Below are 16653 nucleotides of genomic sequence, written 5' to 3'. Positions count from 1 at the left end.
TTATATTAGTGTACAAATTATGCCTTAATTGAGCCAATGATGAGATTTGAACTCATGACCTCTTCCTTACCAAGGAAACGCTCTACCCCTGAGCTACACCGGCATTTTTCTCTTAACACCCGAGAGACTTATACTTATAAGCACTTACTCAAAGATCAAAAATTTCAGACCAAAAACTTTTTGGTCGCGCAAAAAACCCGACGACGACGCCAAGCCCTTTCAAATATAATCACATAAAGCCCCATACGAAGGAGCCTTTTGTTTTTAAAATAGAGCGGGAGACCGGGTTCGAACCGGCGACATTCAGCTTGGAAGGCTGACGCTCTACCAACTGAGCTACTCCCGCAATTTAATTTCCAGGCAAACCTAAAAATTATATTCAATATTTCAAAAATTATTTCGCTGTACTTTCGTACTCAAATCTTTCGATTCGTTGTGGGGAGAGCAGGATTCGAACCTGCGAAGACGTAGTCAGCAGATTTACAGTCTGCCCTCGTTGGCCGCTTGAGTATCTCCCCAACACTTAAAATTTTAAAGAACGTTGAAAATCCGAAGACCTTCTTTTAATTTTTGAGCCGATAGAGGGACTCGAACCCACGACCTGCTGATTACAAATCAGCTGCTCTAGCCAGCTGAGCTACATCGGCTTTTGCTCTTCTTTCTCTTCAAAAGAAGACCGCTATTGCTAACGGTGTGCAAATGTAGAAGGTTTTTTCAGTTCTGCAAAATATTTTTGATTTTTTTTACGCATTTAGACGCATTTTTTCTTTTCGCTTTACCAATTTACGCTCTAAAGAACTGCAAGCCATATCAATAGCCTCCTCAAAAGACTTACACTGTTTTTTTACAATGAAACTATCCTTGGGAACAAGGACTTTAATTTCCACTATTTTGTTCTCCTTGGCACTGGTGTTCTCTACCTTAAGATACACATCCGAACTTATTACCTTATCATAAAAGAGCTCCATCTTATCTAACCTTGTCTGGATAAAGCCTATTAATTGTTCGTTTGCCGTGAAATTTACTGATTGTGCATTTACTTTCATAGAATGAAGTGTTAATTTTGTTATACAATAAAACTGTTCTCTCTAGCGCTATTCCTTGCTCCTTGGATGAGCATTGGAATGCACCTTCTTTAATTCCGATATATTATTATGGGTATACACTTGTGTGGAAGCCAAACTCGCATGTCCCAATAATTCTTTTACAGCATTTAACTCTGCCCCGTTATTAAGCAAATGTGTTGCAAAAGTATGCCTTAAAATATGTGGGCTTTTTTTCACCTTAGAGGACACTAAACTAAAATACTTATTTATTATTCTATACACAAGGGTATCGTACATTTTATCTCCCTTATTGGTAAGAAAAACATATTCCGCATCCGCGATCAACGGCAATTGGGAACGCACCTCCAAATACTCCAAAAACAAGTCTTTGGTAATTTCCAAAATCGGAATCACCCTCTCTTTATTTCTTTTCCCTATTACCTTAATGGTATTGGCCCCTAAATCCAGATTTTGCAAACTAAGACTTATCAGTTCCGCCCTCCTAATTCCGGTAACATAAAAAAGCTCTATAATCAACCTGTCCCTTTTTCCCGCAAAAGTATCCTCGAAGGAAAGCTCAGAAAACACCTTTACCATTTCTGCTTCGGAAAACGGAATCTCAACTTTTTTATCCGTTTTTAACGACCTGTGCTTCGCCAAAGGATTCACATCGATCGCTCCAATTCCCAAAAGAAATTTATAATACGCTTTCAAGGAGGCAATTTTACGGTTAACGGTTCTATTAGAAACCCCGGAATCTACCAAAGCAACAATCCAATTCCTTATAATATTATACGAAACAGAAGCTATATCTTCCAATTCCAACTCCTCCTTACAAAACCCCTTAAATTCTTCTAGATCTTTTTCGTAAGCTACAGAGGTATGCGGAGAGTAGTTCTTCTCCAGGGACAAATAATTTATAAAGGAATCGACAGCCATATCGGAAGCTACAAGGTGAATATAATAAATAGGTAACCTTATAAAATTAAGAAACAATATGCAGAAAACAGCACTTTTACAACAGTAATAATCAACAACTACAAATTAATTCCCCCTTACAAAAACAAGATTACAACCCTCTTGCTCCCTAACTTTTTGACCCCCATCTTTTTCAATATAAAAACAAGCCCTCTATGAACGCCAAAAAAATAGCATATGCCATTAAAAAAAGTAAGGACTTTAGCATTTAATACTAAGCCGTTCCTATTCCCGGTAGCTTTTATCAAGATAATTTGGGCGTTCCCTCCTTCGTCGGGCGGGCTGTTGGCTATATCCCTTGCGCTGCTGCGGGGATGCCGCCGCCATCCCTAACGCAGTTTCGATTAACAATAACAAGTTGGCAATTATCAAATGTCTAAAAACGGTCAACGCTAATCAGGGAAGTACAGAAAGTATATTTATGGATTGAATACTGCTAATTGCTTATCAAAGAAAAGCGTTAGCTATTGCAGCGACATCCTTTTTTAGTTGGCCTGGCCGGCTAAAAAAGATACAGCGGAAAGAGCGACCCGCTAGGGGAACGCCCATATAAAACACCCCCGCCAACCTTAACCAATTAGGGCGGCAACACTTTTACCAGCCATTGCACCGACCACACCCAAAGTCCTACGCCCAAATACCAGGACGACGCAAGCACCGAAAAGGCCTAAAAACAACAAGACCGTCTAAACTTGCATTTAGACGGTCTTATAAATTATTTTAAGAAACTTTAAAATCTAGATTTCTTCTTGATCTCTTAGTCCTTGAATATAGGCAGCTTTTTGAATCTTAGCTCTATTAAGCACAGATGGCTTATTAAACTGCTGACGACTTCTTAACTGACGCATTGTACCTGTTTTGTCGAACTTACGCTTGAAACGCTTTAAAGCTCTATCGATATTCTCTCCTTCTTTTATTGGTATAATTAACATGGGCGATAACCTCCTCTCTTTTATGATTAAGGCTGCAAATATAAAGATTAATACTAGAAATCAAATAATTATTTTAAAATATTTCTTGCAATGACGATTTTCTGGATTTCGGTTGTCCCCTCGCCTATGGTACACAGTTTAGAATCCCTGTAAAACTTCTCTACAGGAAAGTCTTTGGTATAACCATAGCCACCGTGAATCTGTACCGCTTCGTTAGCAACTCTCACACAAACCTCGGAAGCGTACATTTTTGCCATAGCCCCTAATTTGGTTACGTTGCGCCCTTCATTTTTCAGAAAGGCAGCCTTGTGCAACAATAATTCGGAAGCTTCTATTTCTGTTGCCATATCGGCCAACTTAAAGGAAATAGCCTGAAACTTGCTTATTGGCTTCCCAAATTGCACTCTTTCCTTGGAATATTTTAAAGCGGCCTCATAGGCACCTTTGGCAATCCCCAAAGACAAAGCGCCGATAGAGATCCTACCTCCGTCCAATATTTTCATGGACTGTATAAAACCATCTCCTACTTCTCCTAATCGGTTGGCATCGGGCACTCGACAGTTATCGAAAACCAATTCTGCCGTTTCACTGGCCCTCATCCCAAGTTTATTCTCTTTTTTCCCACTGCTAAAACCTGGCGTACCCTTTTCAATCACAAAAGCTGTCATACCATGGCTATCACCTTTCTCTCCCGTGCGGACAATTACAACTGCTATATCCCCACTTTTACCATGGGTTATAAAGTTTTTTGCCCCATTGATTACCCAGGAATCTCCATCTTTTACAGCTGTAGTGCTCATACCGGCCGCATCGGAACCGGTATTGTGTTCCGTTAACCCCCAGGCCCCTATCCATTCGGCCGTGGCCAACTTAGGGATCCATTTCTTTTTCTGCGCTTCGTTTCCAAAAGACAAAATATGGTTGGTACATAAAGAATTATGTGCAGCGATAGAAAGCCCTATAGAAGGATCTACGATGGAAATCTCCTCAATTACTTTAATATATTCGTGATACCCCAGATCGGAACCCCCTAGCTCTTGCGGTACCAACACCCCCATAAAGCCCAGTTCTCCCGCTTTTTTAAAAACTTCTACAGGAAAGGTTTGCGCCTCGTCCCATTCCATGACATGTGGTCTAATATATTGTTCTGCGAATTCCCTGGCAGAAGAAGCTACCAATTCCAAAGTTTCTGAATAATCAAAATTCATTTCCGCACCTGAGTTCAAGTTCATTGAATAAGTTTTTTATTTTAACGCCAAATATAATTGAATTACCGCTATTTTTTCGGTTGGAAAATTTTCTATTTTCGTTAATTCATCAAATGAATGAATTAATCTGTTCTCTTCCCTATACCGTACAATTTCCTTTGCAAGGACTTTGTTAATGTACACTAATTTTGCTATATCACTGGCAGTAGCACTGTTAATATTAATTTTTTGCACTTCTGGAGTACTAAGCACCTTATACTTTTCTAGGATTTTTTTCACCACTTGCCTCTCCAAGCCATACACGTGGTACAGTTGTTCTTCCGTTATAAAACCACCCAATCTATCCCTAAACTTAACAATGCGCTGAGACAGCACCTCCCCCACTCCTTTTATCAATCTAAGATCGTCCGGACTGGCCAAATTTATATCCTGATAAGAATAGGACGAAGCAACCACTTTAGTTTTCTTTTTAATTGGTTTGCCTCTTGACTCTTGTGTCCATTTAGGAAACTTAAAAAAAGGAGCTATCTCCTTTAACAAAGAATCTGAAATTAAGGTCAGCTCTTGAAATTCTATAGCCGAGTTTACAAAGCGCCCCTTTTCCCTAAAACGGTGCAACCTATCAATCTCAACAGGTGTCATCCCTAAGGCATAGCCTTTATAATCTGTGATAAAATTAGGATTAAACGGAAAAGGTTTTATGGTGTCCTGCAGGGCGGCCTGTTTCTTTAGTTCCTCTAACTGCAACTGAACTTCATGATCTACCTGTAGGCTGTGCTTGTCAATTGGCACATAATATGCCTTCGCAAAGAAATAAAGGAGCTGAATAAACACTATGATAAAAAGCAAAAAGAAAATCCCACTTCGTTCTTGTCTATTAAAACTGAAATGGGATTTACCTAGCTTCTTATTCAAAACCTACTCTTTTTGTCTGTTTGCAACATCGTCATTCTCGGAGTAGGAATCGGGCTCTTGTTTTGGCGGGGTAGTCAATACCCTATAAAAAAAATATCCTGCCAAAAATATCATGGTCCCTTGTGCCAATAACATTATTATTAATGCTGATGAATTCATAATGTTGCCCTCCCTTCTTTTCTTCGTTTATTGAATGCTAAATATACTAATAATGAAATAAATAAAAACAACACCACTAACATAACTCTACCGATGTTTTTATAAAATACATCATTTACAAAAGATCCTGTCGCAATTTGTGCGCCAGGTTTTATTTGATCCCCTACCCTAACGATCGTTTTCTGATCTTCCTCGAAACGGTACTCTTTATAATCTACAAACTTTTCGTCCAAGGATACTTGATTCTCCTTATCATATCGTTTACGTGTATTTTCGAAAGAAAACTTGATGTATTGCGGATTCACCTCCTCTACGGTTCCTATGGCATTTCCTGACCTATCGAAATTTTCGGCATAATAAACCTCCGCAAAGGAATCTCTATTAAAGGTATCCTGATGTGTTATTTTATCGAGCATACTGGGCAAACTTGCCAAGAACACCCAACCTAGCAATACCGGGGTCACAAACTTTATGACATACTTGTATACTAGCGGCACTTTAATATCGGCCCCTGAATTAATTTCTGCCCATCCTTTATTCATACCAAAAACCCAGGAATAGGTAATTACTTCAAAAAACGCAAAGAACACCAAACTCACGGTACCGGCCCAATAATCGTAATCATCGAATACTCCTTTTTGGAAAAAGAATACTGTCGGCAATCCCATAATCAGGGCTAAAGCTCCAAAAGACCAAGCCCCCTTATTGGTACTCCATCCAAACTCATCTCTCATAAATCCTAACCAAGGAGTCCCCATGGCCAAGGAACTGGTAATCCCTGAAAAGAACAAAAGGCCAAACCACATAACTCCGCCTACAGCGGCCAATATAGGCCCCCATTGTTGAAACAAATAAGGCATTGTTTGAAAAGCCATTCCAAAACCGGCATTGTTAATTACCCAGTCCAAGCCTAAATATCCGGCCGCAATTGGAATAACGATAGCACTACCCAATACCACCTCTACAAATCCGTTCATAAATCCGGCAGACACCGAATTAAGAGCAATATCGTCCTTGCTTTTAACATAAGAGGCATAGCAATGAATGGTACCCATACCTACGGAGAGCGTAAAGAATATTTGACCTGCAGCAGCCAACCACACCTTCGGATTCAATAAAGAATCATATTGCGGAGTCCATAAAAAGTTCAGTCCATCCCAAGCGTTGGCATCTGGAAAAAGCGCCGAAGCCCCACTATCACCCAAGGTATACCCTCTTATTGCCAGAACAACGCCAAATAATATCAATAACGGCATTCCTATTTTAGCTACTTTCTCTACCCCTTTGATCCCCTTTGACAAAATATAGGTGTTAAAGGCAAGACAGAGGACATAAAAAACAATCGCTTCGTATGGGATTCCCGTAGAACTACGGGTAACATCGACATAAGAATTAAAAAATCCGGCTACTTCACCTTGGGACATCCCTTCAAAAGTCCCCCTTAGGGAATGGTACACATAGGACAAGGTCCACGATTCTATATAGGCATAATAGGCCACAATAGCCAAATTGGTAAAGATCCCGAAGACCCCAATATATTTAAAGACCCTACCTTTAATCATAGTATCCAAAATATAAGGAGTACTATGGTTTCCAAACTTACCACCGTATCGGCCAGAAGACCATTCGATAAAAAGCAATGGGATTCCCATTAACAAGAAACATACCAGATATGGAATAATAAATGCTCCACCTCCATTTTCAACAGCCTGTACAGGAAATCGCAAAAAATTCCCTAAACCTACCGCATTACCCGCCATTGCCAATATGAGTCCCAAACGCGAGCCCCATGATTCTGCTGATTTTGCCATTCTTAAATTCTACTGATTATAACTATTTAATAAAAGTTTCGCAAGATCGTAAAATTTGGATAGACAACACACAATAAAATAAGAATTCCGCTTATCACCGTTGCTTTTAACACAATGATAAGCGGAATTCTTTACATAATTCTTAACGAAAACTCTCTAAACTTTTTGCTTTTTAAACAGCTGATTAGCTTTCAGTTTCGTCCAATAATCTTCTAAGTCCACTTTTACTTCTCCGGACATAATATAAAGTCCGATTATATTAGGAAAAGCCATGGCTAAAATCATCATATCCGAAAAATCCAATACGGCACCCAAGCTTACAGAGGCCCCTATAACAACAAAGACCAAGAACAGCATTTTATATACAAACTCTGTTTTTTTGCTTTTCCCAAAAAGATAGGTCCAAGCTCTCATGCCGTAATACGACCAAGAGATCATGGTAGAAAATGCAAACAAGAACACTGCTAATGCCAACACATATGGGAACCAAGAGATGACACTACCAAAGGCATCTGAAGTCAATTGTGCTCCGGCCAATCCGTCTACCTCGTGCATTCCTGTAAAGATAAGCACCAGGGCCGTTAGGGTACAAACCACGACCGTATCTATAAAAGGTTCTAACAAGGCAACAAACCCTTCTGATGGCGGGTGATTTGTTTTGGCGGTACTATGGGCAATTGCAGCCGATCCTACCCCTGCTTCATTAGAGAAGGCTGCCCTTTGAAACCCTACGATTAACACTCCTATTACGCCACCTTTAATAGCACTTGGACTAAAAGCACCGTCTACGATAGCGGAAAATGCAGGCCCTATATTTTCAATATTAATAATAATTACGGCCATGGCCGCTAAAATATAAATAGAAGCCATTACGGGCACCACTCTTCCGGTAACCTGTGCGATACTATTGATACCACCAATAATTACCACGCCTACAAGAATAGCTGTAATGACCCCAAACCAAAATCCGTTTCCTTCCAATACCGGAAACTGGCCGGACAGCTGTTCAAAGGATTGGTTTGCCTGAAACATATTCCCGCCTCCAAAGGATGCTCCTACTGCCAACACGGCAAATAAGCTGGCTAACACTTTACCCAATCCTTTCAAGTTTCTTTTTTCGAGCCCATAACGCAAGTAATTCATAGGTCCGCCAAAGACCCTACCATCGGGAAGGATATCCCTATATTTAACCCCTAGGGTACACTCCACAAATTTCGAAGACATTCCTAACAAGCCACATACGATCATCCAAAAGGTTGCCCCAGCCCCCCCTAGGGAAACCGCAACACCAACTCCGGCAATATTCCCGAGTCCGACGGTCCCCGACACGGCTGTTGCCAACGCCTGAAAATGGGTCACCTGTCCCGGTGCATCCGGATCGTCGTATTTTCCTTTGGCCAATTCTAAAGCGTGTCTAAAGCCCCTTATATTGATAAAGCCCATTCTTAAGGTAAAAAACAAAGCCCCTACCACTAACCAAATAACGATAAATGGAATAGCCTTTTCCTGAGGGTCTCCGTTAGGATGTGTTATAGCTACTGGTTCATCATAAGATATAGCGGCCAAAAAATTTGCGCCTTGTTCTATAACATGTTCCATGTTTTCGGAATTATAAATGACGCCACCTTCCTTGACCAAATATTGTAATCCGCCATTAACGGGTGCCAAAATAGTCTCCGTGGTACCGCTCTTGTTTTCAATAACAGCGATAGCTTCCCCTTTTTTCACTTTACTACCCTCTGGTCGCAACCATTCCTTAAGCGTATATTTATCTTCTACTTCTGGCGACCAATTAGGGATAGACACTCTTTTTACATCGGCATAGACAACAGGATCGTATATCCCTATTGCCGCAAAAGGATCCCAAAACAGTACCGCCCCCATAGCACTTACGGCAGGAGTCATAGCACCATTAAATATTTCTGTTATTGCTTTGGCCGGCACCTTATAGGATTTGGTAAGCTGTGCGCCACTGGCATCTGAAATTACGACTTCATAAGATAAGCCTTCTACCAAATTTACCGATTCATTAGAATTAAGGGAGGTAGCCTGATTGCTCCATTTATATTGGTAGGGCGGCGTACCCCCCTCGACTTCCAGTTTTATGACTCCGTCATTAATCTTATTGGAAGGGTTTAATAAAGTTTCCTTGACTTTAAGCTCTTGAGCAAACAAGCTTATGGAAAAAAGCAAAAAAACGAATGACATGTATTTCTTCATAATCTATTTTAAGGTTTTGTTGGTTTTATTTAAATTTTTTAACAATATCACAATAATATAACTCCTATTCAAATATTAATTCTAAGGATCGTTATTAGATCTTAAACATTTCATTTAATTTTTTTATTTGTTCTGGTCTCCCAAGGACAATTACTTTCCCTTTTGGATGTAATTGCAAATCTGCCTCGGGGTTAATAATATAGTTGCCATCGGGCTCTACATAACCGATAATGGTACAACCTGTTTTGCGTCTCAAATCTAGGTCGCGCAGGGAACTACTATTTATTTTGGCCGTAAAACTTTCTACGGCAACTTCCTCCAAGTTGGTAGTGTCTTCCCCTTCGGTAGAAAGTTTGTCCATAAAGGTGATCAAATTAGGCATCACCACCAGGGAGGCCATATGATCGCCCCCAATTTTATCGGGCATAATTACCTTATCGGCCCCGGCCAACATCAATTTTTTTTGGGAAGTAATCTGTGAAGCCCTACTGATGACAAACAGCTTCTTATTTAATTGCTTTGCAGAGAGTACTACAAAAAGATTATCGGCATCTTCGGGCATAGCCGTAATTAGAAATTGAGCCCTTTTTATCCCAGCTTGGATCAATACCTCATCTTCGTTCGCATCGCCTTCGACAAATAAAACATCATTCTCGTACTTTAGAATTACTTCTTTATCCTTTTCAATGACCACAAATGGTTTTTTATATGCCTGTAGCTTTTCTGCTGCTTGGTTTCCATTTCTTCCAAACCCACAAATAATCACATGATTGGTCAAACTATCAATAGTATTTTTCACTTTTTTGTTCTTTAAAAGTTGCAGTGTGTTTTTACTTAGGATATACTCTGTTATTACCGAAATCGCGAAGGCAAAAATAAATACACTAGAAATGATTAGTAATACGGTGAAAAGTTTCGAAGAAACATCCAAGGGCCTTACTTCGGAAAAACCAACCGTTGTGACCGTGATAATGGTCATATAAAAGGCATCTACCCATGTATAACCAGAAAGAAATCTATATCCAAGAACGCCAATTAATAAGACCAGCACTAATAACGTCAGTGCTAAATATATCTTGGAACGAAAAAGCTTTATCATATTTATAGATCAAAAACCGAGGTCCTTTTGGTATATATCAAATCTTTAATTTTTAACCAAAAAGCAAGGAACAGATACAAGGCAAATCCAAATCCCAAGGTCACAAAGGTTAGATAGATAAAGGTAGTGCGGACTACTCTAGTACGCATCCCTAACCTTTCGGCAATTCTACGACACACCTCAAAACCACGTTTCTGAAAATAATATAATAACTTATAAAAATTACTCATAGGATGTATTTAAGCTTTTCGGTTCATTAATTGATTGCCAACCGCACATTGCAGGCATTTATTTTTTGTACAGTAATTATTATATAACTCCAATACACCTTGACTTTCCTTGGCCGAAGGCACTGTTATTTGTAAGCCATGGAAACTTGAAACTATATGATTGCTTTCTGCTTTTATTCCTGTTATTATTCTAAGGATCTGATCATTTTCTTCTTGCCCCAAATACTTGGCATAAGACAGTTTAAGCGGCAAGATAGTATTGATCACCAATAAATCTATAAATCGTTTCGTAAGCCTTTTAGGGCTCTTTTTAGACAGCTTTCCAAAAGTATAATGGTTGTCCCAATACGCATTGGCCGACACATTAAAAATATTATAAAACTCCTCTATATGGGAGGCATTTATAATTTTGCTAAATAGATTTTGGTGCTTCGCATACACCGCCGTCAGCTGCGACAGCCTAATAGTGGGAAAATTATGTGGCCTTAATTTAAAAAACTCGGCCTTTTGAAACGGCTCTTCCAAGATATTAAATTTTAGTCCTATATAATGGTACTCCTTTTTTAACAGGCCCAAGTACTCTTCTCCCTGGGTTTCTACAGACAACAACCCCGCCTTTCCCAACAAGAGAGCCTCTAATTGAAGAGGGTTGTTCTGGATCTTTCTCACTATTGAGAAATCTATTTCTTTTGCGATTCTAAAAAATATATCCCCATTTATTTTCAGTCCAAAACTTTTGGCCAACAACGCAAAAAACACAGCTTCCCAATCGTTCTTAGATTGTTCTAATAGCCCCATAACCTGTAAAGATTTTTGCTCTAGTCGTTCAAAATACAAGCGTTCTACCCAATTGTCAAAAACAAAAGGTTCTATATGGGCTATTTCCTTTTCGCAATTGATAAAACCATTCCCCTTAGTGAGAAACAATTTTTGATAGGCCCCTAGAATACTGGACGAAATATAATCCTTAAGCACTAGTGTGGGAATCTCGGTATTATTACTACTGAACACAGCTATGTCATCTTCCCAAACCACATGCAATATTACATTGTTATAATTATCGTCTACTTCATGGTGGTGTGCGTACCAGTCTGAAGATTTTACATGTATCTCTACAGTCCCAGCCCAAAGCTGCCCCCCTATTTCAATTTTTGAATTGAAAAAATCGGGACCGGATAACATATTATGAACGCCGACATCCATAATGGTAACCTCTTCATTTTTGGAGGTATACAATTCCTCTAAAGGAAGTTTTTTATATTTCCATATAAAATGCAAAAGGTCTTCGCGCATAATCCAAATTAAGGAAAAAAATTATACAAGATCCATTTTCCTAGAAATTAAGATTATTTGATCGACTAAAAATAAAAAGAGGCTGCCTTATGGGGCAACCTCTAAATATATTTTCATAACTACTCTACTACTTCTCCCTGCCAGTTCATAAAACCACCTTCTAAATTAAAGGCGTTTTCAAAACCTAATTGATTCATTAAAGCACAGGCTTGACCGCTTCGGTTACCAGACCTGCAATACACATAATAGTTTTTCGTCTTATCTAGTTTCTCTAATTCGTCAATAAATTCTTGTCCTAAATAAATATCGATATGGATAGAATTAGGAATATATCCTTCCTCTACTTCCTCCTGGGTCCTAACATCCAATATCAATGCATTATTGTCGTTCTCTAATTGCGAACTCCACTCTTCTTGCGATAAATCTGCCATTACTTTTTTTAATTTAAAGGTCAAATTTAAGTTTTTCCAAAACTACATCCAATATTTAAGCGATAAATCAAAGCACACTTTTAATTTACTGTTAAGACTTGGTAAAACAATGGTTAGCCTCATTTTTTCATAAATAATTGTTAATTACGAAAAAGACTCCCTACAATCTAATTAAAAACCATACATTTGTATATACAATTATTGTATCGACATGAATGTAGAGAAAATAATAAAAACAGAGAAACAACTTCCTTTAGAGGGCAGGACACTTATTCATATAAGTTTGGTTCAAAATAAGATCAACGAAGTTATGATCAATAGTTTAAAACCACATGATGTTTCGCCCCAACAATTTAATGTCCTTAGGATATTAAGGGGCCAAAAAGGGAATCCTGCGAACTTATCTACGCTAAACGAACGTATGGTCACCAAAATGAGCAACACGACAAGGTTGGTCGATAAATTGATCTTAAAGGGTTTTGTTCATCGTACTGTATGTGAATCGAACAGAAGGAAGGTAGAAATAAACATTACCCCCGAAGGGCTAGAAGCCTTGTCCAACATGGACGTTGCCATAAAAGCTGCGGAGAAAGAACTGTTACAAAACTTTACAAACGAAGACCTCATATTATTAAACAACTTTTTAGACAAATTTTAATTCTACAATATAATGAGTAAATATATAGACAATTTAAACTGGCGTTATGCCACCAAAAAATTTGATGTTACTAAAAAAATACCTTCAGAAGATTTAGAGTTATTAACGGAGGCTATTACCTTAAGTCCGTCTTCTTATGGCTTACAGCCGTACAAGGTTCTTATTATAGAAGACCAAGACCTTAGAAAGAAATTGCAACCGGCCGCTTGGGGACAATCTCAGATTACCGAGGCTTCTCATTTAGTTGTTCTTGCCAATCTAACAAGTTTCGGAGAGGAACTTGTAGATGACCACTTGAATAATGTTAGCGAGACCCGTGGCATTCCGTCCGAAAATCTAGAAGGGTATGCGACTTTTATGAAGTCTAAAGTAGTCACCATGTCCGATGAAGACAAGGCTACATGGACTGCAAAGCAAGCCTACATTGCCTTGGGAAATTTACTGTCCGCCGCCGCAGATTTAAAAATAGACGCTTGTCCCATGGAAGGTTTCGATGCTGTTGAGTTCAACGATATATTGGGATTAAACTCCAAAAATCTAAACACGGCAGTTCTAGCAACTATAGGCTACCGCTCTGAGGAAGACGAGACCCAACATTATAAAAAAGTACGAAAATCAAAAGAAAATTTAATTACCTTAATATAAACCTAAACACAAATAAATTAAAAATCAGCATTATGAAAAAAAGTATTTTAAGCTTAGTATTGGCCGTTGTAACAGGTTTTACAGCAACAGCAGCAACACCGATAGACGGCGTTAAAAAAGAAGTTAAAACCGCTGAGAGTACTGTAACCTGGAAAGGATACAAGGTTACAGGATCTCATTATGGAACTATTGCATTAAAAGAAGGTGCTTTAATTTTCGATGGCGACAAACTTACCGGAGGTGAATTCGTAGTAGATATGACTACTTTAATAGCTACCGACTTAGAAGGCGAGTATAGAACAAAATTAGAAGGCCATCTTAAATCTGATGATTTCTTTGGTGTTACCAAGAACCCGACTTCTAAACTAGTCTTTAAAAAAGTAAAAGCAACCGGAAAAAACTCCTATAAAGTTACTGGAGATTTAACCATTAAAGGAATTACCAAGCCTGTGACCTTCGATATCTCTGTTTACGGTAGCAAGGCCTCTGCAAACTTAAAAGTAGACCGTTCTTTGTACAATGTACAATATGGTTCTGGTAGTTTCTTTGATAACCTAGGAGACAAAACAATTTATGACGAATTTGATTTGGTGGTAGATTTAGCTTTCTAAGACCATTTTATATAAGAATGTTTTAAACCTCACTATTGTGGGGTTTTTTATTTAATAATCTAACATTGATTTGTTATTAAGGAATTCATTCTTATATTTGAGGCAATGAATAACAGAATATCAAATACTTGGTGGTGGAATAACTTACGGCAAACATCGTGAGCAAAGCACCCTTGTAGTTAAACTATAGAAAAAGGCTTGTCATCACGACAAGCCTTTTTTCTTTTTAAATAAAAATCGCAGATCAACAGCAATAACATCGAATAAAACCAGCACATGAAGTACCCATTACATTCTCACCACAAAAAAATCCTTGCAGATACCATTACCCCTGTAAGTGTATATCTAAAAATAAGGGACAGGTTCCCCAATAGTATTCTATTAGAAAGTAGCGATTACCATGCTAACGACAATAGCTTTTCATATATCTGCTGTAATCCCATTGCTTCGATTAGAGTAGAAAACGAAATGGTAGTACAACAGTTTCCTGATGGAAGTTCTGAAGAGATCCCCATTGACAAGGACACCAATATTCCAATGATACTGCACGATTTCAGTCGCAAATTTGAATCGGACACCAACGATTTTAAATTCATCAACAATGGTTTGTTTGGGTATATGTCTTATAACGCGGTGCGTTATTATGAAGACCTAGAAATTTCAAAAAAACCAGATTCTTTGGAGATTCCGGATATCTATTATGCGGTTTACCAAAATATCATTGCGATCAACCACTTTAAGAACGAGGCCTATATTTTTGCCCATTGTTATAAATCCGAAAATAATATTTCAGAAATACAACAAATCCTAAGCGCCAAAACCTTCGCTTCCTATAATTTCTCTAAAGAAGGTCTTCCCGAATCTAACCTTAAAGACGAGGAGTATATAGCGCAAGTAGAACAGGCAAAAAAACACTGTCAACGCGGCGATGTTTTTCAATTGGTACTCTCTAGAAGATTTTCACAAGATTTTAAGGGAGACGAATTCAATGTATATAGAGCCTTGCGCTCCATAAACCCTTCTCCTTATTTGTTTTATTTCGACTATGGCGATTTTAAAATTTTCGGGAGTTCCCCAGAAGCCCAATTGATCGTAAAGGAAGGCAAGGCCGAGATTCACCCCATAGCAGGTACTTTTAAAAGAACCGGTAATGATGAGCAGGATGCAGAACTTGCCAAACAATTAAGGGCCGATGACAAGGAAAATAGCGAGCATGTTATGTTGGTAGATCTCGCGAGGAACGACCTTAGCAGAAATGGCAGTGAGGTAGCCGTGGAAAAATACAGGGAAGTTCAATTTTTCTCACATGTTATTCACTTAGTTTCAAAAGTTTCCGGGAAAATCAAAAAAGAAATCTCTACCATGAAAGTCGTGGCAGACACCTTCCCTGCCGGAACATTAAGTGGTGCTCCCAAGCATATGGCCATGCAATTGATAGAGAAGTATGAAAAAACCAGTAGAGGCTATTATGGCGGAGCCATTGGTTTTATGGATTTTAACGGCAATTTTAATCACGCTATCATGATCCGTACTTTCTTAAGCAAAAACCATCAATTACATTATCAGGCCGGTGCTGGTTTGGTTGCTGCTTCTAACCCCGCCGATGAATTACAGGAAACCTATAACAAATTAGGAGCCTTGACCAAAGCCTTAGAAATAGCAGAGACCCTATAATCCGATCATTCCTTAATGGCGGAACTATTAAATACAGAGATAAAAAATATGAACAACAACATACATTCCGATTCTAACCCCTCTTCCTCAAAGCCATCAACTTTGGAAGTCTTAGTGATAGACAACTACGATAGTTTTACCTATAACCTTGTGCACTACCTAGAAGATTTAGGTTGTGTGGTAACGGTAAAAAGAAACAATCAATTACGTCTGGAAGAAGTTGACGCCTTTGATAAAATTGTTCTTTCTCCAGGCCCCGGGATTCCGGACGAAGCTGGACTATTAAAGGAAATTATTGCAACCTACGCTCCGACCAAAAGCATTTTTGGCGTTTGTCTAGGCCAACAGGCCATTGCGGAGGTTTTCGGTGGCTCACTAATAAACATAGACCAAGTATACCACGGTATTGCTACGAGTATAAATATTATTAAAGACGATGTCCTATTTAAAGGAATGCCCAAGGAAATTGAAGTTGGACGTTATCATTCTTGGGTAGTGCACCCTGAATTGCCCGATGTTTTGGAAGCCACTTCCTTGGATGAAAACGGACAAGTAATGTCCTTGCGCCACAAATTATATGATGTGTGTGCCGTACAATTTCATCCAGAGTCCGTACTTACCCCAAATGGAAAGGATATGCTTAAGAATTGGCTCGAAAAGTAAAAATCGGACATTAAAGAACTCATAGGACTAGTATACCTATTAGTATCCCATTAAAAAATAGCGAAACGGGTACTGAGATG

The 16653-nt window shown here is 38.8% G+C and carries 17 protein-coding genes and 4 tRNA genes; 5 read left to right on the top strand and 16 right to left on the bottom strand.

Going from position 1 to position 16653, the window contains the following annotated elements:
* Positions 1 to 31: 31 nt before the first annotated feature.
* The 16 genes from HCG49_RS16175 to HCG49_RS16100 form a co-directional block, all read right to left on the bottom strand.
* Positions 32 to 103 (bottom strand) — tRNA-Thr (locus HCG49_RS16175).
* Between the two features lie 170 nt (positions 104 to 273).
* Positions 274 to 346 (bottom strand) — tRNA-Gly (locus HCG49_RS16170).
* A 90-nt stretch (positions 347 to 436) separates the two neighbouring features.
* Positions 437 to 518 (bottom strand) — tRNA-Tyr (locus tag HCG49_RS16165).
* A gap of 55 nt (positions 519 to 573) precedes the next feature.
* Positions 574 to 647 (bottom strand) — tRNA-Thr (locus tag HCG49_RS16160).
* 96 nt (positions 648 to 743) lie between these two features.
* Positions 744 to 1046, bottom strand: coding sequence for a ribosome hibernation-promoting factor, HPF/YfiA family (gene hpf, locus HCG49_RS16155; protein WP_072764672.1), 303 nt, complete (start codon positions 1044 to 1046; stop codon positions 744 to 746).
* 48 nt (positions 1047 to 1094) lie between these two features.
* Positions 1095 to 1985 carry a tyrosine-type recombinase/integrase gene (locus HCG49_RS16150; RefSeq protein WP_168470565.1) on the bottom strand — a complete coding sequence of 297 codons (891 nt, stop codon included), beginning with the start codon at positions 1983 to 1985 and terminating at the stop codon, positions 1095 to 1097.
* A gap of 776 nt (positions 1986 to 2761) precedes the next feature.
* Positions 2762 to 2956: a 30S ribosomal protein S21 gene (gene rpsU / locus HCG49_RS16145; RefSeq protein WP_072764674.1), complete on the bottom strand. Its 195-nt coding sequence runs from the start codon at positions 2954 to 2956 to the stop codon at positions 2762 to 2764.
* Positions 2957 to 3024: 68 nt separating this feature from the next.
* Positions 3025 to 4164, bottom strand: a complete 1140-nt coding sequence (locus HCG49_RS16140; RefSeq protein WP_168470578.1) for an acyl-CoA dehydrogenase family protein — start codon at positions 4162 to 4164, stop codon at positions 3025 to 3027.
* 36 nt (positions 4165 to 4200) lie between these two features.
* Positions 4201 to 5079 (bottom strand): ComEA family DNA-binding protein, encoded by an 879-nt coding sequence (locus tag HCG49_RS16135; protein WP_168470564.1) that lies wholly within the window; start codon positions 5077 to 5079, stop codon positions 4201 to 4203.
* A gap of 3 nt (positions 5080 to 5082) precedes the next feature.
* Positions 5083 to 5238 carry a hypothetical protein gene (locus HCG49_RS16130; protein ID WP_168470563.1) on the bottom strand — a complete coding sequence of 52 codons (156 nt, stop codon included), beginning with the start codon at positions 5236 to 5238 and terminating at the stop codon, positions 5083 to 5085.
* Positions 5235 to 7049: a sodium:calcium symporter gene (locus tag HCG49_RS16125; RefSeq protein ID WP_168470562.1), complete on the bottom strand. Its 1815-nt coding sequence runs from the start codon at positions 7047 to 7049 to the stop codon at positions 5235 to 5237. Before HCG49_RS16125 ends, HCG49_RS16130 begins: the two co-directional genes overlap by 4 nt.
* 156 nt (positions 7050 to 7205) lie before the next feature.
* Positions 7206 to 9269 (bottom strand): amino acid carrier protein, encoded by a 2064-nt coding sequence (locus HCG49_RS16120; protein WP_168470561.1) that lies wholly within the window; start codon positions 9267 to 9269, stop codon positions 7206 to 7208.
* 94 nt (positions 9270 to 9363) lie between these two features.
* Positions 9364 to 10368, bottom strand: a complete 1005-nt coding sequence (locus HCG49_RS16115; RefSeq protein WP_168470560.1) for a potassium channel family protein — start codon at positions 10366 to 10368, stop codon at positions 9364 to 9366.
* 2 nt (positions 10369 to 10370) lie between these two features.
* The gene (locus tag HCG49_RS16110; protein WP_168470559.1) at positions 10371 to 10598 is read right to left on the bottom strand and encodes a PspC domain-containing protein; all 228 of its coding nucleotides are present in this window, start codon (positions 10596 to 10598) and stop codon (positions 10371 to 10373) included.
* Positions 10599 to 10607: 9 nt separating this feature from the next.
* Positions 10608 to 11891: a DUF2851 family protein gene (locus tag HCG49_RS16105; RefSeq protein WP_168470558.1), complete on the bottom strand. Its 1284-nt coding sequence runs from the start codon at positions 11889 to 11891 to the stop codon at positions 10608 to 10610.
* 119 nt (positions 11892 to 12010) lie between these two features.
* Entirely contained in the window at positions 12011 to 12322 is a 312-nt protein-coding gene (locus HCG49_RS16100) for a rhodanese-like domain-containing protein (RefSeq protein WP_168470557.1), read from the bottom strand.
* Between the two features lie 211 nt (positions 12323 to 12533).
* On the opposite strand from HCG49_RS16100, the gene HCG49_RS16095 reads away from it, so the two are divergent.
* From HCG49_RS16095 to HCG49_RS16075, 5 genes are all read left to right on the top strand, one after another.
* Positions 12534 to 12980, top strand: coding sequence for a MarR family winged helix-turn-helix transcriptional regulator (locus HCG49_RS16095; protein WP_168470556.1), 447 nt, complete (start codon positions 12534 to 12536; stop codon positions 12978 to 12980).
* A gap of 12 nt (positions 12981 to 12992) precedes the next feature.
* On the top strand, positions 12993 to 13625 hold the full coding sequence (locus tag HCG49_RS16090) for an NAD(P)H-dependent oxidoreductase (protein WP_168470555.1): 633 nt from the start codon (positions 12993 to 12995) through the stop codon (positions 13623 to 13625).
* A gap of 32 nt (positions 13626 to 13657) precedes the next feature.
* Positions 13658 to 14236, top strand: a complete 579-nt coding sequence (locus HCG49_RS16085) for a YceI family protein (protein ID WP_168470554.1) — start codon at positions 13658 to 13660, stop codon at positions 14234 to 14236.
* A gap of 276 nt (positions 14237 to 14512) precedes the next feature.
* Positions 14513 to 15910: an anthranilate synthase component I family protein gene (locus HCG49_RS16080; protein ID WP_168470553.1), complete on the top strand. Its 1398-nt coding sequence runs from the start codon at positions 14513 to 14515 to the stop codon at positions 15908 to 15910.
* A gap of 48 nt (positions 15911 to 15958) precedes the next feature.
* Positions 15959 to 16573: an anthranilate synthase component II gene (locus HCG49_RS16075; protein ID WP_168470552.1), complete on the top strand. Its 615-nt coding sequence runs from the start codon at positions 15959 to 15961 to the stop codon at positions 16571 to 16573.
* Positions 16574 to 16653: the final 80 nt, after the last annotated feature.

Origin of the sequence: Arenibacter sp. 6A1 (assembly GCF_012272855.1) — a bacterium.
Taxonomy (GTDB): Bacteria; Bacteroidota; Bacteroidia; order Flavobacteriales; family Flavobacteriaceae; genus Arenibacter.
Note: the sequence above shows the minus strand (reverse complement) of the source record. Positions and strands in the feature narration are given on the sequence as shown.